Source organism: Rhodopirellula sp. MGV, from assembly GCF_002251265.1.
Taxonomy (GTDB): Bacteria; Planctomycetota; Planctomycetia; order Pirellulales; family Pirellulaceae; genus Stieleria; species Stieleria baltica_A.
Genome location: NZ_NPDI01000072.1, coordinates 101,801 through 125,872, shown reverse-complemented (window position 1 = coordinate 125,872; position 24,072 = coordinate 101,801). Strand labels below are relative to the sequence as shown.

At 55.0% G+C, this 24,072-nt stretch carries 17 protein-coding genes; 13 read left to right on the top strand and 4 right to left on the bottom strand.

The features are described from left to right. The first annotated feature begins 145 nt into the window (after positions 1–145). From CGZ80_RS25010 to CGZ80_RS24995, 4 genes are all read left to right on the top strand, one after another. A complete protein-coding gene (locus tag CGZ80_RS25010) occupies positions 146–2,923 on the top strand; it encodes a beta strand repeat-containing protein (RefSeq protein WP_094418407.1) in 2,778 nt (925 codons plus the stop codon). A gap of 168 nt (positions 2,924–3,091) precedes the next feature. Next, positions 3,092–3,598, top strand: coding sequence for a PEP-CTERM sorting domain-containing protein (locus CGZ80_RS25005; RefSeq protein WP_158222844.1), 507 nt, complete (start codon positions 3,092–3,094; stop codon positions 3,596–3,598). A gap of 118 nt (positions 3,599–3,716) precedes the next feature. Beyond that, positions 3,717–4,775, top strand: a complete 1,059-nt coding sequence (locus CGZ80_RS25000; RefSeq protein WP_094418405.1) for a CNNM domain-containing protein — start codon at positions 3,717–3,719, stop codon at positions 4,773–4,775. Positions 4,776–4,956: 181 nt separating this feature from the next. Next, positions 4,957–6,288 carry an ArsB/NhaD family transporter gene (locus CGZ80_RS24995; RefSeq protein WP_315851432.1) on the top strand — a complete coding sequence of 444 codons (1,332 nt, stop codon included), beginning with the start codon at positions 4,957–4,959 and terminating at the stop codon, positions 6,286–6,288. A 1-nt stretch (position 6,289) separates the two neighbouring features. Here CGZ80_RS24995 and pgi read toward each other — a convergent pair whose 3' ends face one another. Further along, entirely contained in the window at positions 6,290–7,906 is a 1,617-nt protein-coding gene (gene pgi, locus CGZ80_RS24990; RefSeq protein ID WP_094418403.1) for a glucose-6-phosphate isomerase, read from the bottom strand. 305 nt (positions 7,907–8,211) lie between these two features. Here pgi and rplU point away from each other — a divergent pair, with 305 nt between their 5' ends. After that, positions 8,212–8,526: a 50S ribosomal protein L21 gene (rplU, locus tag CGZ80_RS24985; protein ID WP_094418402.1), complete on the top strand. Its 315-nt coding sequence runs from the start codon at positions 8,212–8,214 to the stop codon at positions 8,524–8,526. Continuing rightward, positions 8,526–9,545, top strand: coding sequence for a serine/threonine protein kinase (locus CGZ80_RS24980; protein WP_094418401.1), 1,020 nt, complete (start codon positions 8,526–8,528; stop codon positions 9,543–9,545). The genes rplU and CGZ80_RS24980 overlap by 1 nt, the downstream gene beginning before the upstream one ends. Positions 9,546–9,750: 205 nt before the next feature. Here the strand turns inward: CGZ80_RS24980 and rpmA are convergent, their stop codons facing one another. Beyond that, the gene (gene rpmA / locus CGZ80_RS24975) at positions 9,751–9,996 is read right to left on the bottom strand and encodes a 50S ribosomal protein L27 (protein WP_094418400.1); all 246 of its coding nucleotides are present in this window, start codon (positions 9,994–9,996) and stop codon (positions 9,751–9,753) included. Between the two features lie 238 nt (positions 9,997–10,234). Then, positions 10,235–11,533 (bottom strand): glutamate-5-semialdehyde dehydrogenase, encoded by a 1,299-nt coding sequence (locus CGZ80_RS24970; protein WP_409994567.1) that lies wholly within the window; start codon positions 11,531–11,533, stop codon positions 10,235–10,237. Positions 11,534–11,924: 391 nt separating this feature from the next. Here CGZ80_RS24970 and CGZ80_RS24965 point away from each other — a divergent pair, with 391 nt between their 5' ends. Continuing rightward, on the top strand, positions 11,925–12,710 hold the full coding sequence (locus CGZ80_RS24965) for a YmdB family metallophosphoesterase (RefSeq protein WP_094418399.1): 786 nt from the start codon (positions 11,925–11,927) through the stop codon (positions 12,708–12,710). A gap of 317 nt (positions 12,711–13,027) precedes the next feature. Here the strand turns inward: CGZ80_RS24965 and CGZ80_RS24960 are convergent, their stop codons facing one another. Beyond that, on the bottom strand, positions 13,028–13,249 hold the full coding sequence (locus tag CGZ80_RS24960) for a BON domain-containing protein (RefSeq protein WP_094418398.1): 222 nt from the start codon (positions 13,247–13,249) through the stop codon (positions 13,028–13,030). Between the two features lie 721 nt (positions 13,250–13,970). On the opposite strand from CGZ80_RS24960, the gene CGZ80_RS24950 reads away from it, so the two are divergent. The 6 genes from CGZ80_RS24950 to CGZ80_RS24920 all read left to right on the top strand — a co-directional run bounded on the left by CGZ80_RS24950 (position 13,971) and on the right by CGZ80_RS24920 (position 24,062). Beyond that, complete coding sequence (locus tag CGZ80_RS24950; protein ID WP_094418396.1) at positions 13,971–14,891, top strand: polyketide synthase dehydratase domain-containing protein; 921 nt, start codon at positions 13,971–13,973, stop codon at positions 14,889–14,891. A 193-nt stretch (positions 14,892–15,084) separates the two neighbouring features. After that, the gene (locus CGZ80_RS24945; protein ID WP_198953787.1) at positions 15,085–15,555 is read left to right on the top strand and encodes a hypothetical protein; all 471 of its coding nucleotides are present in this window, start codon (positions 15,085–15,087) and stop codon (positions 15,553–15,555) included. 43 nt (positions 15,556–15,598) lie between these two features. Beyond that, complete coding sequence (locus tag CGZ80_RS24940) at positions 15,599–16,024, top strand: TadE/TadG family type IV pilus assembly protein (RefSeq protein WP_233148653.1); 426 nt, start codon at positions 15,599–15,601, stop codon at positions 16,022–16,024. Positions 16,025–16,040: 16 nt separating this feature from the next. Continuing rightward, positions 16,041–17,123: a vWA domain-containing protein gene (locus CGZ80_RS24935; RefSeq protein ID WP_233148652.1), complete on the top strand. Its 1,083-nt coding sequence runs from the start codon at positions 16,041–16,043 to the stop codon at positions 17,121–17,123. Between the two features lie 100 nt (positions 17,124–17,223). Beyond that, positions 17,224–17,586, top strand: coding sequence for a TadE family protein (locus CGZ80_RS24930; protein WP_233148651.1), 363 nt, complete (start codon positions 17,224–17,226; stop codon positions 17,584–17,586). A 620-nt stretch (positions 17,587–18,206) separates the two neighbouring features. Continuing rightward, a complete protein-coding gene (locus CGZ80_RS24920; RefSeq protein WP_143544140.1) occupies positions 18,207–24,062 on the top strand; it encodes a tetratricopeptide repeat protein in 5,856 nt (1,951 codons plus the stop codon). The last annotated feature ends 10 nt before the right edge of the window (positions 24,063–24,072 follow it).

Genomic DNA, 24,072 nt, shown 5'->3' with positions numbered 1-24,072 from the left:
GCGGCGGTGGCGAGTATTTGACTTCATGATTCGCCGCAATTATCGTCGCGGGCTGCGCTCGGTGTCCCAGGCAGCTAATCGCGCACCGTACGGCAATCCAAGCAACGGATTGGCCCCCCACAGAAGTCATTGAAACGTTTTCTCTATGTCGCTTCGCATCTTTTCGCGACGTGTTGCAGTTGCACGTCATCGTCCGGCTGGCAAACGCCGTCAGTTAGGTCAGGCCATCCAAACGCTGGAATCGCGTTCAATGCTGGCCGCCGACGCAGACTTTTTGCAGCAGTTGCCGACGGCCGAACAAGCAAAGTTCGGTGAGGTGATTGTCACCGACGATGGGCGAAGTGCCTGCCCAGCCTTTCGTGCGATGTCGTCTGGCGAAAGCGAAGGCCAGATGTTGACTAGCCAAAGTCAGTTTGCGGCAAACGAAGCAGCCATTGAAGTGGCCGGTAGTGTGGATGTGTCTGTCGCGATCAGTCAGGCCGCAGGGCCAGTGCTAACCGGGCAGGCGTTTACATCGGAAGTCACCTTCGAAAACGCCGGGCCGGGGTCGGCAGAGAACACCGAGCTGGCTGTGAGTTTTGATGCCGGATTGATCGATGTGCAATGGGAACGAGAAGTCCAGCGAACGATTCCGGCGACGATCAAACTCGAAGACATCAACGGGACGACGGGATTCAGCGTTGGTGGTGCTGACGCGGCGGCGCCATCAGGTTCTCCGGTCACAGGAATCGGCGATGTCAACGGCGACGGCATCGATGACTTTGCCGTGGGCGCTTCGAACGCGATCTATGTGATCTATGGATCGTCAGACGGATTTGATTTGGGGATTGATCTGGATGACATCGATGGCTCGAACGGTTTCGTGTTCAGCGGCTTCGATGGCACCGGCAATTTGATTAACGTCGCGGGTGTCGGCGATCTCAACGACGACGGGATCGGGGATGTCGTGTTGGGGCACTCCACAGCCGAACCAAATGGTCTGTCCTCTGCTGGCGAGGCGTACGTCGTCTTTGGTTCGTCGACGTTCGGCGCGAACTTTGATGTCGCCACACTCGACGGCACCAACGGGTTCGTATTTCAAGGCGAAGCACAAGGGGCTTTGTTGGGCGCGAATTTGGACGGCGCCGGCGATGTCAATGATGACGGGTACGATGATGTTATTCTCGGTGCGCCCGGCGATTTGTTTTCGGGAACCGAAGGCAAAGCTTTTGTGATCTATGGTGCGCCATCGTTTTCGGAGGCAGTGATTGGCCCCTCCAGTCTTGATGGGGCAAACGGCTTTAAAATCACGACCGATGCGATCGGAGCGAACCTTGGTGAAAGCGTTGCCGGTATCAATGACTTTAATGGCGATGGCATCGATGACATCTTGGTTACCGCGTCGTCTTTCTATTCCGACTTTCAGCCCGGTTTGGCTTACGTCATCTTTGGCGGCGACGAACTGGGGGCATCTGTCAGTGTGGATTCGCTTACCGAATCGACAGGCATTATGATCTACGGCGCGGACTATCCGACGCTGGGGATCGATGGCAATGGCTTGGGTGATTTCAATGGTGACGGACTGTCTGATCTGGTTGTCGTCGATGGCGACGGGTTCAATTCCAATGCCTATGTTGTGTTCGGTACGGATTCGGTACTGGACGGTTTGGATTTGACAACGCTGGACGGATCGAACGGGTTCGTCCTTCCGTTTGACTATCAGGTCTACTCGGGAAAGGCGGGCGATTTCAACGGTGACGGGTTGAGCGACGCTGTGTTTGCGAATGCCGATTTGGTTGGTGGGTTTGTTGTCTTTGGGAATGACCAAACGATGGCATCGTCGGTCGATCCGTTGGCGTTCGATGGGACGAATGGGTTCAAAATCGAGGCGTCCGACTTGAGCGATGTGCCGTTCAGCGGTGCGTTTGCCGGCGACATCAATGGCGACGGATTTGACGACGTGCTCTTTGGTGCGCCTTACGCATTAGCTGGCGACGTTGGAAACGCTTTCGGACGTGCGTTTGTGGTCAATGGGCAAGGCAACTCGGTGACAAACGGGGCTGGCGACATTGCGGATGTCTTTGATCTGCAGCCTGGCGATCGTGTGATCTATCGCGTTGCGGCAACGGTTGCTGACGACGCGGCGGGGACCACGACGGTATCGGCGGTTGCGACTGTCGATGACAGTGAAACCGAAGATGATTTGACCAATAACACCGCGTCGGCAACAACGACAATCACACCTGCAGATACAACAGCGCCGACGGTGGTCGATGTGATCGTCGCATGCGTGGGCGGGGCTTTTCCTTGGACGCCAACGTTTATTGACAGCGTCGATGACACCGGTCCTTCCGGTCCTGACAATGGACTTGGGTTCTCGGTGATCGGTGTCGAGCGAACGATTCCCTGGTACACCGTCGATACGATCTACATTCGTTATAGCGAGACGGTCGCAGCACCGACGGATCTAGAGCTGCTCGGAGTTTCGATCGCAGACTACGCCGGCAATTTTGTGGTTACACACGAAGGCGACCTGACAACGATTTCAATGACATCTGCGTTCGGACTGCCCGAGACGGATCGGGGGGCAGCGACCACCGGGATCGATCGATTGCAATTGAATCTGAATGCCGCAGGAGTGATAGACCTCGCGGGGAACACGTTGGCTGATTCATTCTCGCAAGCGATCAACGTGTTGCCGGGTGATGGCGAAGGTTCCGGTCGGGTGTTGGGGAACGATGTCGGTTTGGCGAACCTGCGGAACTTCACAACGTTCGGGGGGGCGGCGAACGTTCGCGGCAACACCTATGATCCGTTCTTTGACATTACCGCCGATGGCAGCATCTTGGGGAACGATGTCGGATTGATCAATTTTCAAAACTTCGACGAATTACCGCCGGTTCTTGCCGCTCAAGTCGACCAAGCGATCGGGGAACTGTTTTAAAATCCTGGTGCCAGCAGTGAATTCAATTGAGGCGAATCGCAGTCTGATTAGCCTGGGGCCGGAACCGTTGTTGGGCTGCTTATCTGGAAGAAGTCAACTTATCTCGGCATATCGATGTCAAAATACCTCTCTTTGATCTGTCTTTTCGCTTGTTTGACGGCACCGTCTGTGGCCCACGCAGATTTGGTATTCAGCGGGGAATCGACGTTGTTTTCAGGTCCTGGCGAGTATTCGCTAGGTATCTTCGCGACCGCGACAGGGACCAGCGAAGAAATCGGTTCGTACAACATGACGCTTAATTTCAGCGATCCGACATTTGATTTCCAAGGTGTGACATTTGACGCACCAGAGCTGGAGGTTACTTTCTCCCCGCCGTTTACCGGCGAAACCAACGTTCAAGTGGGCGCGACCGATGGGGACATGGTAGCGGGTGGCGGTTTGAATATTGGGTTGGGGGAAACGGTGCGATTGGTCACCGTCTTTTTCAATGCCACCGGTCCTGCAGATGCGTCGTTAACGGTTGATGCAGTGTTTGACGCGGAGTTCGGGACTCTGCCATTTAGCGTCAGCCCCAGCGCAGCAAGCTTGTCGGTTACAGCAATTCCGGAGCCTTCATCGTGCGTTTTGATGCTTGGGCTAGCGGGGCTTGTTGTATCGCGGCGTCGCAAACGTTGATCGCGGGTGCGAGAATCGAACACTAGAGACCGCCCAGGCCATACCTGGGTGGTTTTTTTATGGGGATCTCGGTAGCTTTGAATCAGCTATTTCATTCCGCTGATACTGGCCGAGACCGATGGTATTGCTGTTTGTTTACTTGTTTGTCGCGATCGGGTTTTCGTTTTATTGCAGTATCGCCGAGGCGGTCCTGCTTTCGATCACCCCTTCGTTTATTGCGACGCTGGCCCAGCGAAAGCCTACTGACGCGGCGAGGCTAGAGTCGCTCAAGAGCAATATCGATCGACCATTGGCGGCGATCTTGAGTCTGAACACGATCGCGCACACGATTGGTGCGGCGGGGGTCGGTGCACAAGCGGCCGTGGCAATGGAAAACGTTTCGGTGGGAGTGGTCAGTGCCGTGATGACGTTGCTGATCCTTATCTTTAGCGAGATCATCCCCAAGACTTTGGGTGCGCTTTACTGGCGAAGCCTTGGCCCGATCGTTGCCCAAACGGTGATGGTGCTGATTTGGGTTTTGTATCCGCTGGTTTGGTTGAGCGAGCGTCTGACCAAGTTGCTGTCGGGAGGCAAGGGGCACCACACGTTGACCCGAGAAGAGCTCGGCGCGATGGCGGAAATCGGCGCCGAGCAGGGCGTGTTGGAAGAAGGCGAGTCGCGGCTGTTTCTGTCGTTGATGCGATTTCCTGAAATCACTGTGGCCGACATCATGACACCACGATTGGTCGTGATCGCGTTCCCGGAATCGTTGACAGTTGGCGAGGTGATGGAGCAGCAAACAGAGCTGTTTGTCTCGCGAATTCCGATTTACAACGGCAGCCTTGACCACGTCGTCGGGTTTGTGATGCGGTCGGAATTATTGCTTGCCGCAGCGAAGGATGAGGACAACGTGAAGCTGTCCGAATTGCGTCGCGACATGATTACGATGGAAGGTGGGACCAGTGCGAAGGCGGCGTTCGATCAGTTCATCGAAGCTCGCCAGCATATCGCATTGGTCACCGATCAATACGGTAGCACGCAAGGAATCGTCTCTCTGGAAGACGTGATCGAGACCCTGCTTGGGTTGGAGATCGTTGACGAGCACGACAAAAGCATCGACATGCAGAAGGTTGCTCGAAAGCGTTGGGCGGCGCGGGCTCGCAAAATGGGATTGCAGGTTCCCAAGGGTGAGGAGTAATCCTGAGTCGACGTGATCGTGATTCCGCCCTAGGATGTTCGGCTGACGACACAACCGAGACTGCTGCTTTTGCCCACGAATATCGAGTCCTGATGCGATGACCGAGCTTCCCTTTGCCGCAACCTTGTTTCTTGCGTCATCTGCGGAGGGCGAAGCGATCGAGCCGGCATCGCCAGGGGTGATGTTGTTGTTTGCGGCGGTGATGTGCGCGACCTATGTCGGGGTCGCTGTGGAGCGATTTCACAAAACGGTTGCCGCGTTGAGCGGTGCCGCCGTGCTGGTGATTCTTGGCCTCGCGCTGCACTTGTTCGAATACCCCAAGATCTACGAGTTCTTGAAAGAGGATCTCAATATCTTTGGGGTCATCATCGGAACCGGGATTCTGGTCGATGTGGTTGGCAAAAGCGGGCTGTTCCATTTCTTGTCGATGTACATCGTACGGTTTACCGGTGGTTCGGCGACGAAGTTGTTTTTGACGCTGTGCGTGGTGACGTTCTTGTTTGTCGCCGTTTTGACCATTGTCCCAGCGATGTTGATCTTGTCTTCGCTGGTTTTGGTGATCTGTCGGTCGTTGAATTACAAGCCGATGCCGTTCTTGCTGAGTGTCGCGATTTGTGCGAACAGCGGTGCAATCGCGACATTTGCGAGCGGATTGCCGAACATCATGATCGGGACCGCTGCTGGGATTCCCTACGCGCATTTCTTGCAGGTCAGCCTGCCCTATGCGGTGGTCAGTTTGGTCGTGGCGGTAGTGATCCTGCGGTTGTTTTTCCAAAACGACTTGCCTTGGAAACAGACCGACGAGCAGCGCCAAGAACTGAAAAGCCAGATCGAGACGTTTGACCCATGGGCGATGGTGGAGGACAAGCGGGTGCTCGTGCGTAGCGCGACGATCCTGTTGTTGACTGTCGTGGGATTTGTCTTCGCGCAGCAGCTTGACGTTGGGATGGACTTTATCGCGATGGTCGGTGCAACGGCCGCGTTGGTGTTCGCCGGCAAGGGAGTCGAGGACGCGATTCACAAAGTCAATTGGACTGTGATTCTGTTTTTCATGGGCTTGTTCATCATCATTGGCTGCGTGAAGCAAACAGGTGCCCTGGCGTGGGTGGCGCAGCAAGTGGTTCAGCTTTCGGACAACAAGATGGTTTTGTTGGTGCCGCTATTGGGTGTTTTTTCGGCGATTGCCAGCAGCATTGTGGACAACATTCCGGTGGCTGCCACATTGATCCCGATCGTGAAAGACATTGCGGCTGATCCGAGCGTTTCGATCGAGACGCTTTGGTGGACATTGATCATCAGTTGCAACCTCGGCGGCAATGGCACGCCGATCGGATCGATTTCGTGCGTGATCGCGATCTATGCGCTCAAGAAAGAGGCTGGCGTGCACGTCGGTTGGGGAACGTTCTTGAAGCTTGGCGGGACGATCATGTTGATCCAAGTGGCCGGGGCGATCGCGTATGTGCTGTTCGCGTCCGGCCAAGGTTGGTTGCCAAGTTTAACCCCTGCAGGCTGATCTATTTCAGCGATCGGTAACGCTCGATCAGTTGGTTGGTGCTACTGTCGTGCGCCAAATCGGTTGAAGCTTGCAGTTCGGGAACGATCTTTTTGGCAAGTACTTTGCCCAGTTCAACACCCCATTGATCAAACGGGTTGACGTTCCACACGACGCCCTGGGTAAAGACGCTGTGTTCGTAGAGTGCGACCAGTTTGCCGAGCACGGCTGGCGTCAGTTTTTCGATCAGCAATGTGTTGGACGGGCGGTTGCCTTCGAAAACACGGTGCGGGGCGAGTTCCTCTGGGGTGCCTTCGTCGAGTACCTGTTGCTTGGTTTTACCCATCGCAAGTGCTTCGCCTTGTGCAAAGACGTTGGCGGTCAGTTTGTCATGGTGATCGCCAAGCGGATTGAGTGACTTTGCGAAAGCGATGAAGTCACAGGGGATCAGGTGCGTGCCTTGGTGGATCAATTGATAGAACGAGTGTTGGCCGTTGGTGCCGGGTTCGCCCCAGTAAATCGGACTGGTGTCGTAGTCGACGTGGTCGCCGTTGAGTGTGATCGACTTGCCATTGCTTTCCATCGTCAGTTGCTGCAGGTACGCAGGAAAGCGTTTGAGGTACTGGTCATACGGCAAGACGGCGGTGGTTTGCGATCCGAAAAAGTCGGTGTACCAAACGGTCAGCAGTCCCAGCAGCACTGGCAGGTTTTTGTCGAGTGGTGCGGTGCGGTAGTGCTCGTCCATTTCGCGGAATCCGGCCAGCATTTCACGAAAGCCATCCGGGCCGATCGCGAGCATTGTCGACAGTCCGATCGCACTGTCCATTGAATAACGGCCACCGACCCAGTCCCAAAAACCGAACATGTTGTCGGTGTCGATTCCGAATTGGGAGACTTCGTCAGCATTGGTCGACAGCGCGACGAAATGTTTGGCAACGGCCGATTGGTCGGCACCGAGTTGGTCGAGCAGCCATGTTCGCGCGGTGTGCGCGTTGGTCATGGTTTCTTGTGTCGTGAAGGTTTTCGACGCGATGATGAAGAGAGTTTCTTCGGCCTTGAGGTCTTGTGTGGCTTCGGCAAAGTCGGTGCCATCGACATTCGACACAAAGCGGAACGTCAGGTTGCGGTTGCTGTAGTGGCGCAGGGCTTCATAGGCCATGACGGGGCCCAGGTCTGATCCGCCGATGCCAACATTGACGACGTTGCGAATGGGCTTTCCGGTGTGCCCCGTCCATTTGCCAGAGGTGATCGAATCACAGAAGGCACTCATTTTGTCCAGAACGGCGTGGATCTCTGGAATCACGTTTTCGCCGTCGACGAGTACCTCGGCATCGGCCGGCGCGCGAAGGGCGGTGTGAAGGACGGCTCGGTCTTCGGTGATATTGATTTTTTCTCCGGTCATCATCGCTTCGATCCGTTCAGGAAGCTTTGATTCTCGGGCGAGTGCGAGCAGCAGTTCGACGGTTTCGCTCGTGATTCGGTTCTTCGAGTAATCGAGGAAGATCCCGCAGGCTTCGAGCGAGAACTTTTGTCCGCGTTGATTGTCCGATTCGAAGAGCTCACGAAGGTGCTTGGATTTGATCGAATCGTGGTGGGAGGTCAGCTTTTTCCATGCGGTCAGGTCAGTCAAGCTGGTCATTATCAATTGCCCGAATGATGTGAAGGTGTTGGTCGCGAGTGCAGTTTAGCGAGGATCCCTGCTGGCGAGGGCGGCAAGCCCTCGAACTCAATTGTGTGCGTTGCCAGCCCGTTGGATAGGGTGGCTTTGAAGATCTAGGCCATCGGCGGGGTGATGATCGCAGGGAAACGGTTTTGGGCTTGATTTCGGAGCGTTTTCAGCCGAAAAATACCGGTGAATTAGCCCTGTACGCACCTGCAGTCGGTCGATACACTCTGGGGCCCGAAATCGAACAGAATTACGCCCTCGGTTAAAAAACGAGATAAATGTACGCCATTATCGTTGACGGCGGTCGCCAGTACCGCGTCGAGCCAGGCATGGAAGTTGACCTGGACTATCGTGAAACCCCCGCCGGTGAAAGCTTGACTTTTGACAAAGTCCTTGCTGTCAGTGGTGACGCGGGATTGAAGCTGGGCGCCCCGACTGTTGACGGTGCAAGTGTCACCGCTTCTGTCGTTGGTGCAAAGCAAGGCAAAAAGCTTTACGTGCAAAAGTTCCGTCGCCGTAAGCACAGCAAGAGCCGAATTGGTCACCGCCAATTGTTCACTCGCGTCAAGATCACCGACATCGCGGGTGCCTAATGCCTGCCGACCGGCTCACTGATTACGAGCTGGGCGATGTTTTAGGCGTCGGAACCGTTGGCACGATTTATCTGGCCACGGAAAAAGAATCGGGGCGCCAGGTCGCGCTTAAAAAGCTCCATCCTAAGGTCAGTCAGAACACGCTGATTCGCGCACGATTCAAGCGTGAGATGACCATTATGGAGCGACTGCGGCACCCCAACGTGGTCGCCTATCTTGGTGGCGGCCGTGACGACGGCGACCAGTCGCTGTTCTATGCAATGGAAGTGGTGTCCGGGGGCACCATTGCCGACTTGCTGGAGTCTGGTGGTCCGCTTCATTGGACTGCCGTCGTCGAGATTTCTCGTCAAATCTGTAGTGCGCTGCAGTGTCTGCATAATCACGGCGTGGTTCACCGCGACCTCAAGCCAAGCAACCTGTTTTTGACGCCAGACGGCGTCGTGAAGCTTGGTGACTTTGGGATCGCGCGCGACTTAACCGCGGGTGATCTAACCGTTGGTCAAGTAACGGTTGGCACGCACGCGTACATGGCACCGGAGCAGATTACCGGCGATCGTTCTGTCAGTGGAAAGGCTGACTTGTACGCCCTCGGTTGCTGTATGTTCGAAATGCTGACCTGCCGGAAGGTGTTCCTGGGCGAAAACTATGCCCAGTTGTTCGATCAGCATTTGAAGCAAAAGCCGCCTTCGGTTCGGGACTTCGCGGAGTGTCCGGTTGCGGTCGACGAGATTATCTTGAAGCTGCTTCGCAAGGCGCCGGATGATCGCCCGTTTAATGCGCGTCAGGTTCAGGCCGTGATGCTGGAGGTGGCTGATTCCTATCGCCACGACCACGGTGAAGCGTTGTTGCCAGCAGAGGAGCATGTCTTTCCGGCTGGGCGAAGTGAGCTGGTTGAGCGGATTCGCCGCCGTATGGAGCCGCAGACTCGAGAGATTGACGGCACGCGTCTTGCCATCGCGGCGTCTGTGATTGCTGTGGCGATCGTTCTGTTGATCGTGATCGCTTCGGTCACCGGCTAGTGCTCCCGATTGCACCGGGGTCCGGTCTTCAGCAGTGTTGGTTTCAGTCTGTTCCGGTGATGGCTGTGCCCAGGTGGTGTTTGTGCTGCGTTGGCAGTTGAGGTCCGGTGCAGCGCAGCAAAAAACCGGCTTGCACTGCGAAATGCTGTGCAGCCGGCGATTGTATTGCTGCGGGAGTCGATTTCCCGGTTTTGCCGCTTTCGAACTAAGCGGTGACGACGTTGATACGGCGTCCTTTTTGGTCGAACATGACGTTTCCGTCGACCAAAGCGAACAGTGTGTAGTCGTTGCCTTGGCCAACGCCACGGCCGGCGTGCCATTTGGTTCCGCACTGGCGGATCAGGATGTTGCCAGCTTTGACTGCTTCGCCACCGAATTTCTTAACGCCACGGCGTTGAGCGTTCGAGTCACGACCGTTGCGGCTCGAACCTTGTCCTTTCTTGTGTGCCATTGCTCTGTCTAGTTCAGGTGTATCTGAAAAATGGTGATTTGTATTTCGGGCCCAGAAGAATATCGTCCCTGGGATCCGGCATCAAGACGCATCCGGGGGGCGAGCGGCAGGATTTCTGCCGCTTTGGGGGCGCATTAAATGGTGGGCGAAGCAGTGATTTCGCCCAGGCTTCGGTCCTTTCCGGTTTTAGATCGAGCGCCGGATAGCGGAACTTTAGCGATAAGGCTCGTCCGGGTCCTTAGGTTCGGATGTGGCCATCGCCTTTGACGATGTATTTATAGGTCGTCAGTTCGCGTAGGCCGCATGGCCCGCGGGCATGGAATTTGTCGGTGGAGATGCCGATTTCAGCGCCGAGGCCAAACACGCCGCCGTCGTTAAATCGCGTGCTGGCGTTGACCATTACGGCCGAGCTGTCGATGCCGCCGGTGAATTTTTCGGCGGCCGCGAGGGTATTCGTCACGATCGCTTCGGTATGGTGCGAGCTGTAGCGGTTGATGTGTTCGATCGCTTCATCGATGGAGTCGACGACGGCGACGCTGATGGTGGGGCCGAGGTATTCGGTCCCCCAGTCTTCCTCGGTTGCCGGTTTGCAGTCGGTGAGGTGCTTCTGTGCTCGCTCGTCCGCGCGGATCTCGACGGAATGCTGGGCGAGTTTTTCGGCGATCAGCGGCAGTGATTTAGCGGCGACGGCCTGATGGATGACCAGCGATTCGCAGGCATTGCAAACGCCCATGCGCTGGCACTTCGCGTTTTCGATGATCTTCGCGGCCATTTCGAGGTCTGCGGTTTCGTCGACATAGACGTGGCAGTTCCCGTCGTAGTGCTTGATCACCGGCATGGTGGCTTCGGCGGCCACGCGGCGAATCAGCCCTTCACCGCCGCGTGGGATCGCGACGTCAATCAGTTCCCCGAGTGAAAGGAATTCGCCGACAGCGGCTCGGTCGGTGGTGTTGACCAGTTGGACGGCGTGTTGTGGTAAGCCGCATTGTTCGGCGGTTTCGCACATCAGTTCGACAATCGCTTGGCTGCTGTGGATGGCTTCCTTTCCGCCACGCAGGATCACGGCATTTCCGCTTTTCACGCAAATCGCCGCGGCGTCGGCAGTCACATTTGGGCGGCTTTCATAGATAAAGAAGACGACGCCGAGCGGGACCCGTTTTTTGATGATCTGTAGGCCACCGGGTCGGGTGAACCCGTCGAGGACCTCACCAACGGGGTCTGGCAGCATCGCGATTTCGCGGAGCGCCGAAGCGATTGCTTCGATACGCGTCTGGTCCAGACGCAGGCGGTCGATCGCGGCATCGCTCAGCCCATATCCGGGGGCTGCTTCAAGGTCCTTTGCGTTGGCGGCGACGATGCGGTCGACGGCGCCAACGAGTGCGTCGGCGGATTCATTGAGCCAGCGGTTTTTGATCGCGGTGTCGAGCGTTGCCAGCTGAGCCGATGCCTTTTTGGCATTCTTCGCGGTTTGGGTGCAATACGTAGGAAGGTCGGTGGCCGTAGCGGCGGTGTTCATGTCGGTCTTCGTGGTGGGCAGCGTGCGGTTGAGACGAGTGGTTGGTGTCGTGATCGGCTGAAAAGTTTGGAGTCGTGCCGTTTTCGGAGTGACCATTTTCGCCGTGAAGTGGTTCGTGGCAACACCAACGAAGGAAACTCTTGCGTGGTTCACCGAATCGGTGTGGTGGCGGTCGCTGAAGTCGTGCAACGCTTGGGCCTTGGTTGCGATGGCTGGGCGTTGGTATTGGACGTCCGGTTGAGTTCGCTCCAGCAGAGATGTTACGATCCACGCTCCTTCGCCGGTCGCGATCACGTCGGTCCACCGAATTCTATTGGCGTGTGAACCGTTGGCGGCATGTGAAGGTGATTTCGCAGATCGATGTCGCGATGCGATCATTCTTCCTTATCCTCGGGCGTGACCACCGGTTGTTATGAAGTTCTTATTCCTCGGGGATATCGTCGGCAAGCCGGGAATGAACGCGGTCTTGCAAAACGTCCAGCGGATCCGCGAGGAACTGAGCTTAGATTACGTCGTTGCCAACGCGGAGAACGCGTCCGACGGATCAGGTTTGATGCCTAAGCAATTTGATCTGTTGATCGACAACGGGATCGATGGCGTAACGCTTGGCGATCATATCTACCGCCGCAAAGAGATCATTTCGACGCTGCAGAAAAGTGACCGGATCGTCAGACCGGCGAACTATCCCAAGACAGCCGCGGGGCGACGATGGGCGTTGATTAAGCGATCCGGTCGTTCGCCACTGGGGATTGTCTCGCTGATGGGGCGAGTGTTTATGAAGCCGGTGGATTGTCCGTTTGAAGCCGTCGACGAAGTCCTGGACGAGGTCGGTGAGCACACCGATCACATTTTGGTGGACGTTCACGCCGAAGCGACCAGTGACAAGCAGTGTCTTGCAAGGTATCTCGATGGACGCGTCACGGCTGTGCTTGGAACGCACACTCACGTGCCAACGGCCGACAGTTGTATCTTGCCTGGCGAAACCGCGTTTCAATGTGACGTCGGAATGTGTGGGCCGTACGAAAGTATCATCGGTCGTGATATCGAGCGAGTGATTCACACGACAAGAACTGCAGAGCCCTGTCACTTTCATGTCGCGACCGGCGACGTAAGGCTTTGCGGTGCCATCGTGGAAGCAGGTGACGATGGCCGTGCGTTGTCGATTGAACGATTTCAGCAACGCGTCGTTGTGCACTGATCACGCCGTGCACTGATCACGCCGTGCACTGATCACGCCGTGCACTGATCACGCCGTGCACTGATCACGCCGTGCACTGATCACGCCGTGCACTGATCACGTGATTCGCCACGAGAGCAGAGTTGCTGTGAGAAGGGCGATGCATACGTCTTTATCGTATGCAGGGCTCGTGTGTGCTGGCTTGAGCGTTTAAGTAGCGGTGCTCGTCTTGCGTCACGAGGTGAGGCGGTTTTGTTGAGCCCGCGGTCGGCGAAGACCTTGATATCGTTTCCCGTGTCAGCCGGTACGTACGTTGTCCCGGCACTCTCGTCGTGTCTTCAGTTTTGCACGTCGACGTAGTTGACTACTTGTTTGCCACAGGCAAGCGGAAAGATCGCTTCCTGAGCAAGTTGCTTGTGGTAAAAGCTGCGTACGCTGCCATGAAGCTGAAGTTCATCACATTGTTCGTCGACGCGCAACGTCCGAAGTTCTGGCACTGAGCTCGTTGCAAGTGCATGCGATGCCGCAGTGGCGATGTCTTTTGTGTCCGTAGTTTCCATCTTTTGTCCGAAGGAGATTCGTTAAGAAAAAGAGGCTGCCCCAATAACTATTCACACTTCAACTATTTCACACGTCAGCACACCGGACCAATTGATTTCCGTATTTTCTGAGCGTTGCGAATTCGTTGAATGACAATCGTTACATGCGACTGAAACAAAGCGTGTGATTGATCCAAACCAACCGCATTGAGTTGGCGGCGCAAACGATACCACACCACCGAAATCTGTGCAGGATCAGTTGTTGATAGCAAATAGATTCAAGAAACAATTTTTGGACTTCGAATCGATTTGCCTTGACCCCTGCCGTTGGGCTCACGTATTCTCCGGCCATCGCAGCGAGGGCAAGCGAACGACCTTCGGGAAGGACGCAAACCACGTTGTTGATAAAGCCAAACGACTGGCGAGATCCTGCATTGGCGCCTTCCCACTTGATGGTGAACGGTCGCTGCGGACGCAACGCGAATGACCACGAGACGGATATCGATTGGGCATCGCGGGAGCTCATTCATCTTGGCTTTATTTCAGTGTTCGACCGGCGACCGCAAGGATGCAGGTTGTCCAGTCGAACCAACCATCCACCGGCTCCCGGTCCGATAGCACGTTATCCTCCGCCCCCCTTGGATCTCGTACTGGACCGGGGGCTTTTTTTATGCGCGCGGGAGGTTTTCCATCAGTTGATGGAGGTCTAGCGACAAGTTGTTGATGCCCTGATTTGTGTCTTATGAAATCGTTTGTTGAAGAAAACACGTGGTCGTTTACCGTGGATCCATTAAACGACCCATTTTGTGCAGACTATCGCATTCACGGTTTTCCCGCCGTACCGTTGGCGATGTCGATTGAGTTGATGGCACAAGCGGCTTGTCGTGGGTTTCAAGCGGACAATCAAGGCGAAGCTTGCATGCCGGCGATCGCTGGTGTCCGTGTGCATTCACACTTAGTTAGCCAAAGCGAAGATGCATTCGCGATTGAGCTATCGCCATCTCGGCAGCTTGATGGGATGTGGACGGTGCGACGAGATCACCGCGATAGTGAAGGCGTCGTGATGGAACGCAATGTCTGTCATGTGTCCTGTGTGATCGATCGGCATCCGGTTTATGAATTGGAATGTCCGGCTTGTTCGATCGAAGAGTTGAAGGTGATCGACTCTGTGGGAAGAAACAGGCAGGGCCGAGCCGAATCGAGCGAAAGCAATCGATGTCGCTCAGCGTCGGATGCGCCCGTATACCGGGGACCCGCATTGCCTCGCTTTGAGCAGATCAAGTTCGGCGACTATCTGGGGCTGGATCAAGTGCCGGTTGCGGTCGCAGACTACCGTGCTTGTAAGTCGGATCCACTATGGGGCAAACGCAAGTTAATCGGCATGCCAGTAACGTCGCCAGCGGTCGTTGACTTAATGTTGGATTTGGCATCCAGTTTGGCGAAGCATGTCTCCGGACAGGAGGCCCTGCCAGTCGCGATCGATCAGCTAGTTTTAGGTCGAAGGCCAAACGTTGACGAGCAGGTCAGCTTTTTGGCGAAGTGGTGGGTGTCGCTTCACGAAGGCGACGGCGCGGTCTTGTCTGTCGTCGCGATGGGCCAGGACGGTGCGATGATTGCAAGGTTAATTGGTGTGCGGGCGGTTGCTTTGGTGGCTGGTCTTTAGCAAAAGCTACTTGGTGCCTTAGCGTGATGCCGGTCAAGTTGATTCTGGTTGTGTGGTTTGGAACGATCGTTCGCCACCATTTTGCGTCACGTTTGACGGGCAGCTTCTAATTCGTGTCCTAGGGTTTTCTAGGCAAATGGCGCCACGTGAGATTGCGCCCAGAGCCAGAGTCCCACGAACTGAAGCTGATGAAATGGCCACAGTCCACGCCAAACGCACCCGTACGCTTGTTGATTCTGAGGTTCAAGGCAGCCTGATTCGACGCGTCGCGCTGCACTGGATTCTCTTTTTTGTTTGCAACACGATCGCGCTGACGTGTTGGATTCGATTGTTTGAACAGCCCGATGCCGATTGGGGCCAAACCTTTGGCGACACGGTACGACGGTTTCTGCCGTTCTTTATTATCACCGCAGCGCTTATCCCGGCATTTGTCTGGGACACGTTAAAGCTTAGCCATCGCTTCGCTGGTCCGATCACGCGTCTTCGCAATACGCTCAAGGACATCAAGGCCGGCCGCTCGGTTCCGCCATTGAAGTTTCGCGAAAACGATTTCTGGCAAGAGATCGCTGTGAACTTCAATGATGTGATGCAGCTCCGCCGCGGTGACGCGGTTCAATCTGGCGATGTCGAGCCCACTCGTGGAGGCGAACAACAAGATGCCTAGGCCGACAGGTTCTCTGACTTCCGGTTCATTGTCCTCCAATTCATTGACCTCGAGCTCCTCGCCTTCCGGAACACGATTGCGTGATCGCAAAGACGCACGAAGTGGCGTGGCGGCGGTTGAGTTCGCCGTCTGTCTTCCGATTTTGGTGCTGTTGGTCTTTGGTGCCATCGAGGCATCGAGTTTTATCTTCTTGAAGCAATCGATCAGTGTTGCTTGTTATGAAGGGATTCGTGAAGCGGCAAAAGACGACGGAACGGCGGCGATCGCGACCGCGCGAGCGCAAGCGATTTTGGATTCTCGTGGTGTGAATAACTACACCATCGAATTTCCAACTGGTGTCGAAGGCCTCGATCGCGGTGATCAGGTCGTCTGTGAAGTCTCCGCGCCGACCAATGTGAACAGCCCGTTGGCTGGTGACTGGATCACCAATCGCAACTTGACCGCTCGTGTCGTGATGCTTCGGGAATAGATCGATGATCGAGACTATGAATCAAACTTTATGCAGCCAGAGAGACGCGAGCACGAATCGCCAATCGGCGATTTCGAAGACACGCCGGCGACGAGCGACGCGACGTCGCGGTGCGATGTTGGTGCTGATCCTTGTCATGCTGGTCGGCTTCATTGCGGCGGTTGCTTTCTCGGTTGATATCGCACACATGCATTTGTCTCGAACCGAGCTGCGTTCGGCAACCGATGCCGCTGCACAGGCGGCTTCGCAGGAGTTGTCGGATACGTTTGATCGTGACAGGGCGATTGCCAAAGGGCAAGAGATCGCCGCATTGAATATGGTCAACGGGCAACCCTTGCTGCTGGAAGCTGGCGATTTTCAATTCGGTCGTAGTGAAGAAAACAACGACGGGCGGTTTCAGTTTCGTGAAGGTGTCACGCCATTGAATACCGTGCGTGTGACAGGACGTCGTACGGCGGATTCGCCATCGGGTGCAATTCCACTCTTCTTTGGGAACGTACTTGGGTTCAATACCTTCGAACCACGAATTTCGGCTGCGGCGACCTACATCGAACGTGACGTGGTGCTTGTCGTTGACCGCAGCGGTTCGATGGCTGGCAGCAAATTCTCTGAGTTGCAAGCCGCCATCGGAGTGTTCGTGTCCACCTTGAATACGACTCCTGTGGAAGAGGAAGTCGGGCTGGCATCGTACAGTGACACCGCCAGTGAAGACGTTCAGCTCACTCGAAATTTGAGCAGCATCGAAGCAACGCTCTCACAACTGCGGCCCAACGGGTTCACCAGTATCAGTCGTGGGATGGAAGCGGGGGCTTCGATCATGAGTCGAAGTCGTTCGACGGAATTCGTCGAACGCACGATGATTGTGATGACAGACGGTTTGCATAACCGGGGGCCTGAGCCTCGCGCGATCGCACGGCGTTTGGCGTCGGAAAGTGTCCGGATTCATACGATCACATTCGGATCCGGTGCGGATCAAGCCCGGATGCGAGAAATCGCAACGATTGGTGGCGGCAAACACTTCCATGCGTTGAGTGCAGCCGAGTTAACCGCGGCTTATCGCGAAATCGCATTGACACTTGGCACCGTGGTTACCGAATAAGCAGCGTCTTTTAATGGTCGGAATTGGAACGACTGGGCACACCTTCATGAAACCATCTAGACAAACCAAATCGAAGAGGCGACGACGGCGAGGAACCGCGATGGTCGAATTTGCGATCGTTGCACCGGTGCTGTTTTTCTTTTTCTTCGTCGCGTTCGAATTTTGTCGGGTGGCTATGATTCGGCATACCGTCGACAACGCCGTCTATGAAGGATGTCGCGACGCAATCATCCCCGGGGCAACCGCAAACGGTGCCCGTCAGAAAGCGGAAACCATTTTAGGGACGCTCGGATTGACCGCATACGACGTCACGGTCACTCCTGCTGTTATTGACAATCGCACGCCAGAGGTCACCGTCGAGGTCGACGTGCGTTTGGACGCAAATACCTTCGTGCCACCGCAATTTACGGGCGGCAAACACATCATTCGGACGCTGACATTGCAGCGTGAAATCGTGAACTAAGAATTCACAAAAACCACGTCCCCACTACAGGGGCGATTGAGTTTGTCGGCGATAGTCAAAATCGCCATACTGACCGTTTCGAGAACTGAACGGTCGCATCGAGTGTGCCGCCGTTTGATCGCACACTCAATCGGACTTCGAATGACGATGTGTTTCTGGGCACGGACCATCTCCGCCACAACGCTTCTTGCGTTGGTCGCGACGGGGTTGCTTGTCATCGCATTCTCGACGTCCACGTTCGCCCAATCTTCGCCGATCGATGAAGTCGCCGCGCAGCGCTATCAGATGATGCTGCTTCAGCGTCCACGCAAAGGCATCGCTTTTGATCGATTGTACGCGTTTCATCTCAATCGACAGTCCATTGACGAATGGGTGAAATCGCTGCAAACCGAAGCCGCCACAGACGCGGATAGCGGAACCCTGGCACTGCTCGGTTTGATTTTTGAACAGCGCGGTGAGTACTCACGTGCCGCAGAAGCCTTGAAAACGGCAAGTCAGCTCGAGAGCGACGATGCATCTTATTTCGATACCACGCGACCACACTCGCGAAACTCGAACGCTTTGACGAGGCAATCGAGTCATTGCGAATTGCGACCGAGCGAACTGCGACTTCACCAGAGATGGTCGAAATCTATTTGGAACTCGCGGCGATGCAATTCACGCAACTGCAGGACGTCGCCGCGCGGGCAACCCTTGCGAAGCTGCAAGAACGTGTCGGACAGAGGCAAACGGTTGCGGGCCGATCCGCACGTTTGCTCGCCCAGTTCGAACAGTTTGATGCTGCACTTGAACTCTGGAAAAAGATCGCAGAAGCATCGCCCCGCGGGGAACAGCAAATCGAGGCGCTGCTTCAGGTCGCCAATCTCTATGAAGTCACCGGCGACAATGCACTCGCGAAGCAGACCTATGAAGATGTCCTGACAAAAGTTCGTCCCGGAAGTTGGCTGTATCGCAATGCATCAGAACGGTTTGAATCACTGTTCTTTGCGGCGAACGAAGTCGACCAATTGATCGAGTCTTATACGAACCATGTCATGCGGGATACCTCCAACTTTGCCGTTGCTCTTCGCCTTGGACAGCTTCTGGCTGGCACAGACCAATTGCAAGAAGCCGAAGATGTGTTTCGAAGTCTGATTGCCCGGTCACCGAGTTCGATGGAAGCACGTGATGAATTGGTCGGCGTGTTGCTTCGGCGGCAAGACTCGCGGGGTGCAATTAGCGAGCTGCAGAACGCCTTGGAACTTGAGCCTGGCAACATCGATCGACTGTTTCGACTTGGGAATTTGTATTCACACCAGGGGACTGACGACGCGATTCAAGAGGCGATCAAGGTTTGGGAGAAAATCGCTGAACGTTACAAGGACAGCTCTGTCCAATTGGTCGACGTCGCTCGGAAAATGCAGTCCGTCAGTCATCGAAAACGTGCAATCGAACTTTACGAGCGTGCGATCGAGTTAGAACCGGACGCGGCGCAGTACCGGGAGTACTTAGGGCAGTTCTATCATGGGCTAGGTCAACGTGACGAAGCCGTTCGTGTCTGGCAGACGATTGCCGAAGCACCACGGCATCAAACGACCAACTTGATCCGTTTGGCGGAGGTCTTTCGAACATTTCAGTACAACGAGGAGTGTCTTCGTACTTGGCGTGAGGTTGTTGGGTTGGATCCGACCAACGATCAGCGAATGCAGTTCAGCAGTTTATTAGTCGAATTGAATTTGTTTGACGAAGCATTCGAACAGCTTCGCCTTGTCCGTGAATTGGCGGATGACGCAAAAACTCTGAACCGTTGTTTGCACCAAGAAATCGATGCTTACGTCAAGTCGAATCGACTTGACCAAGCGATCGAAGAAGTTTCAACCGAGGCAGCAACAGCTGATCATTGGCGTCGTTTTGCACTGATGTCTCGTGCAAATGGTGACCTCGAGCAATCGGCCGTAGCAATCCGTAGAGCCGTTGAGCTTGATCCCGAGGACCGATTCATTTGGGAAGATGCGGCGAACATCTATTCCGCGGTTGACGATCTCGAACATGCAATCACGGCCTACCAAAAGCTTGTGGAATTGAGTCCTTCGCAAGCTCCCGTCTATTTGCGACATCTCGTTGCGTTGCATCGTACACACGGGCAAGACGAGGATGCGGAGCGGGTCGCTACGGAGTTGGTTCGGCGACTTCCGACATCTTTGGAAAGTTATTGGCTGCTTGCTGCGATTCAGAACGATGCGGGGCGAGCCCCCGAAAGTGAAGAAACACTGCGTAGCGCGTTGGTGATCGATGCGAGTTCCACACAAACGCTGAAACTACTCGCCGACGGTTTGGCCGATCAGTACCAAACCGCAGAAGCAATCGAACTGCTTTGGCAAGCGATCGATCATTCATCTACCCTTTCGAGTCGGATAGCGATCGTTGAGCAACTTGTGCCGCTTTATCAACGGCGTGACGAATTGCAGCGATTGGTCGATCGTTTGACGCAGCATCAGCAACTAGGACTTAAAAATCGTGCTTTGCTCGTTGCGACTGTTTGGCAATCCGTTGGCGACTTGGATGCCGCGATCAAAGCACTTCGCCTTCCGCTTTGGCAAGATCCTGGCGATCAAGACGCACTGCGGATGCTGGCCGGGCTTTCGCGAGCAATCGCAGACTTTGAAACGGCGGCGAAAGCGACTGAAACGCTGAATCGCATCAACCCAACTCCGGAAGCCGCAACGGAGCTTCTGGACTTGCGGGTGCGAACAGGGGAACTTTCATCGACCGATGCGGCAATTGCCCAGCTCGCTTTCGCGACGACACCCGAGCAATCAGGCAAGCTGATTGCCAACGAACTGAAATCGAATCCGCTTGGTGCGATTGCTGTCTGCGAGGCAGTGCTCAAAAACGATCCCGAATGTTGGGATGTAAAAGTCTGTCTTGCGCAGTTGTACTTGCGAGTCGAGTTGGCGAAAGGCACTCCTGATTTTATTGCGGTGCAGCAGTTGATCGACGAAATCGAATCGGTCGACCATGAGCCACAGCATCCGTCACCGCGATTCGCCACGCGTCGTTTGCGGCCAGTGAGTTGGGATCCTGGTACGGAGGAAGGCTGGATCACACCACTTTTCAAAGCGGAGGCTCAAACGCACTCACTGCGTTCGAACGATGGTGTCGTTCTTCCGGAGAACTATTTCCAAGCAGTGTGGATCGGGAGGCGTTTGCGTTTGTCGATCGCATTTCACGATCTCCCCGAGCGGACAGAACGTTCGGTGAACCAAGTCATTCGGCGGTTGTTTGTGAATCCTGTTGCGAAACTCGATCGGCGACAACTGCGTGATTACGTTTACTACTGCAAACTCGCCGAATACATGACGTCCGTCAAAACCGGTGTGCCGGATGACGTCATGTTGCGAATCGCGGAACTGGACTTGCAATCCGGAACATTGGAGAGAGTTCCCCAAGAAGTTCTTCAGTGGTTGGTCGATCGGGCAGACCGGCGAACATCGCAAAACCCACCGCCGCCATTGAATGCGAATCACTTGGACACGATGGTTCAGCTTAGTTTGCAACGATCTGGTGAGAGGCCAGCCCCAAGCACCGAGATTGAATTCGTCCGGGACTCGTTGCAGTTCCGTCAGCTATTGATCGCGGAAGCTCGTCTTGCCGGGCAAATGAGCCCCTTCGGGGAGGGGCGGACTGGCCAATCAATAAGTAGCGTATTGATTGATCCGGCCAATGCTGAGTTGGCGTTCAATGCATTGGTGCACGAACTGAAATTGGCGCTGAAATTTAGGAATTACAGCGAAGCCAATCGCTTGGTCGCAGAAGTACGGCAGTGGTTGCGAACTCGTTCGTCCGACAAAAGCATTTCATTTACACCCAGTTGGCAAACGTTCCACCAAGCAATCTTTAGCACGCCTTCTGAGTTTTTTACTGAACCCGAGCTGATCCTTGACACCACGATCTTGTTCGCGAGTCGGTCTATCGAACAATCAAAGGAGACGATGCCTGTCACGTTGCGTTTGGGGGAAGAACGTTCGCAGGTCATTGCGTTGGATCGTCGGCGCGATGAGAAAGGCTTAGCGGATTACCTCTTTATGCAAGTCGAAACGCCGTTCGCAGGACGTTTGTTGTCGATCGAGACAATCCGATCATTGGTTATCATTTTTGACCGTTCGGAAGGTACCCAATTAGGGAAACAGTCAGAGGCAGCAGGTGCATTGATTCGGCAGTTGGACATCGATCAACAGGACATGAATCCGGACGAGCAGCGTCTTCGCATCGTTGCCGCTGCATTTTTGTTTTGGTGGAACGACCAACGCGAAGAAGCGTTGGCGATGATGGTGAGAGGGACGGAGCGATTTCCTGCGGATCTTGAGTTGCAAATCGAACACGCGCGATTCGAAGTAATGTCTGGATTGGCTCAAGAGGGGATGGCTCGATTGAATTCCTTGGTCGCGAGTACCGATACGGAGCAGGTCTTGCTTGCGTATGCCCGATTGGTCATTGCGATCCTTGCGAACGATCGCGAGGCGATTGATGCTTTTGCAAACGAATTGGTGGGACTGCCAATGGACGAAGCGACGATGCGTTTGCTTGGCGAACGATTAAAAGCTTATGACAGCAGGCACCCGCGAATCGTGCAGATTCGATCCGGTTTAGCGGCTCGACTGGAACGCGGACAATCGATTGCGGACACGCCGGATTCGCCGTCTGCAGCAGAAGAACGGTTCCTGCATGCCGAAGAAGTGTTGCGGTCTGGTCGACCAGTAGCCGCCGCGGAAATGGCATTCGACATCGTCAATTCGATTCCCAGCGGCAACCCTTACAGTGAGCATTCCATCGAATCGAAAGCAATCGGGTTACTGATTCAATCCGGCAAAACACTTGCCTTGTCGCAGCGATTGTCCGATCAGTTTGATGCAGCCCCATCGCTTGAATCCCTTCATCGTCTGGTCGATTTGATGTTGCGTACGGGGGCGGATGCAAATGCGGAACAACAGATCACAAGCTTTTTGGACAGCAATCATTGGGGCCTGGATCGGCACCAAAACTACGCAAAACGAATGTCTCAGCTTGGAGAGAATCGCTTTGCCGCGATGTTAATGAAGGTGCTATTCGACCGAGACCCAGACCGCTGGAATACGAACGGCAACTTGATCGTCGTAACAACGTTGCGATGCGGGATCCCTCGATATCAAGAGCGAATCTTGCAAGCAGCGAAGTTCGAACAACTCGAAACAGGGGTTTTGCTTAGCCTGTTGAATTTAAATGGCGCGTTGACCTATGACGATTGGTATCGCGAGATCGCAAATGAAGTGGTGATTCAACTCAATCGTGATGACGTCCCGCCGTTTGCGATCATCGATTCGATTCCGATTGCCGAACGGCAAAACCTGCCGGCTGTTGAGCAGTTGCTCGATGGGATTCTCTTGAATCCGACCTTCATTGATCCGAAGTCGCCGTTGTGGCTGTCTGCCGGTTTTGATGACGATGGTAAAATGAAAGGTTTGCTGGAGCATGTCCTTTGGCGATTGAAGGCAGTACCCGATGCGTCAGACCAATCCGGCGTCGCGATTCATGCGATTGTTGATGGAGGCGATGCTTCCAACAATCAGATCGCTCAGCTGATTCGGCTGTTGTGGCGTCTTGAGAAATCGGCCGACCGTGACCACGTATTGAATCGCTTGAAGGAGATGTTTCCGGTCACTTGGGGGCAGGTCGATGCGGAATCGGCATCAGGGTTTCCACACGCGTTACTATGGCAGGCTGGCCAAGTGATCGAAACGTTTGTCGATGGCGACGATGGGATTGATCAGAAAGCCAATGAAGTCTTGATTGGGGTCTATCAAGCAGCCGTACGGCACAGTCCACCTTTTTGGCGTCATTCGCATCGGGTCAAGGTTCCGACGGATCGATTGTGGAAGGCGTACGAACGCGCCGAACGAGTTGATCTGGCCGCTGCGGCCTGGATTGAACGGCTCGACGAATCCGTCGTGTCAACCGTCACTGGCGCGGCAGAGCATCGGCGTGTTGAACTCGCCCTGCACGTCGCCGGAAATCTTCAACGGCTCGGCTATCCCGCAGAAGCGGTTGCGGCTTGTGCTGAAATGCTGGGCCAACCAGTGGCGGTTCATGTGGCGAGTCTATTTGACCGCCAGTTTGATCACCGTGGGGAGCTAGAAAAGCGTCAGCAACTTGCCCTGGAAAGTATCGACTCCGATGAAGCGACAGCGTTTCTACGTCGGCTATGCGATTCGCCCAATGCGAAAGAGGACGCTGACTTTCGATTGGGGACGGTGAGCCTTGAGATTCCCCACGACGGAGCGATGCGCAATCTGTTTGGAACAATCTGTAGCTTGGCTATCGAAAGTGATACGGGGCGTGATACGGCCGATCGACTACTCGACTTATTGCAGATGCCTTCACCGTCAAGCAATGCGAAGTATCAATCGGTTGCGATTGATCAACTCCGCAAGGCCATCGAAACGCACCAAGCGGCACCGTGACGGATACCAA

Excerpts from the sequence above, each read along its gene's own strand:
- CGZ80_RS24920 (WP_143544140.1), top strand. The coding sequence starts at position 18,207 with ATGGTCGAAATCTATTTGGAACTCGCGGCGATGCAATTCACGCAACTG.
- pgi (WP_094418403.1), bottom strand. The coding sequence starts at position 7,906 with ATGACCAGCTTGACTGACCTGACCGCATGGAAAAAGCTGACCTCCCAC.
- CGZ80_RS24960 (WP_094418398.1), bottom strand. The coding sequence starts at position 13,249 with ATGGAAACTACGGACACAAAAGACATCGCCACTGCGGCATCGCATGCA.
- CGZ80_RS24965 (WP_094418399.1), top strand. The coding sequence starts at position 11,925 with ATGAAGTTCTTATTCCTCGGGGATATCGTCGGCAAGCCGGGAATGAAC.
- CGZ80_RS24930 (WP_233148651.1), top strand. The coding sequence starts at position 17,224 with ATGGTCGAATTTGCGATCGTTGCACCGGTGCTGTTTTTCTTTTTCTTC.
- CGZ80_RS25010 (WP_094418407.1), top strand. The coding sequence starts at position 146 with ATGTCGCTTCGCATCTTTTCGCGACGTGTTGCAGTTGCACGTCATCGT.
- CGZ80_RS24995 (WP_315851432.1), top strand. The coding sequence starts at position 4,957 with ATGTTGTTGTTTGCGGCGGTGATGTGCGCGACCTATGTCGGGGTCGCT.
- CGZ80_RS24950 (WP_094418396.1), top strand. The coding sequence starts at position 13,971 with ATGAAATCGTTTGTTGAAGAAAACACGTGGTCGTTTACCGTGGATCCA.
- CGZ80_RS24935 (WP_233148652.1), top strand. The coding sequence starts at position 16,041 with ATGAATCAAACTTTATGCAGCCAGAGAGACGCGAGCACGAATCGCCAA.
- CGZ80_RS25000 (WP_094418405.1), top strand. The coding sequence starts at position 3,717 with ATGGTATTGCTGTTTGTTTACTTGTTTGTCGCGATCGGGTTTTCGTTT.
- rplU (WP_094418402.1), top strand. The coding sequence starts at position 8,212 with ATGTACGCCATTATCGTTGACGGCGGTCGCCAGTACCGCGTCGAGCCA.
- CGZ80_RS24945 (WP_198953787.1), top strand. The coding sequence starts at position 15,085 with ATGGCCACAGTCCACGCCAAACGCACCCGTACGCTTGTTGATTCTGAG.
- rpmA (WP_094418400.1), bottom strand. The coding sequence starts at position 9,996 with ATGGCACACAAGAAAGGACAAGGTTCGAGCCGCAACGGTCGTGACTCG.
- CGZ80_RS24980 (WP_094418401.1), top strand. The coding sequence starts at position 8,526 with ATGCCTGCCGACCGGCTCACTGATTACGAGCTGGGCGATGTTTTAGGC.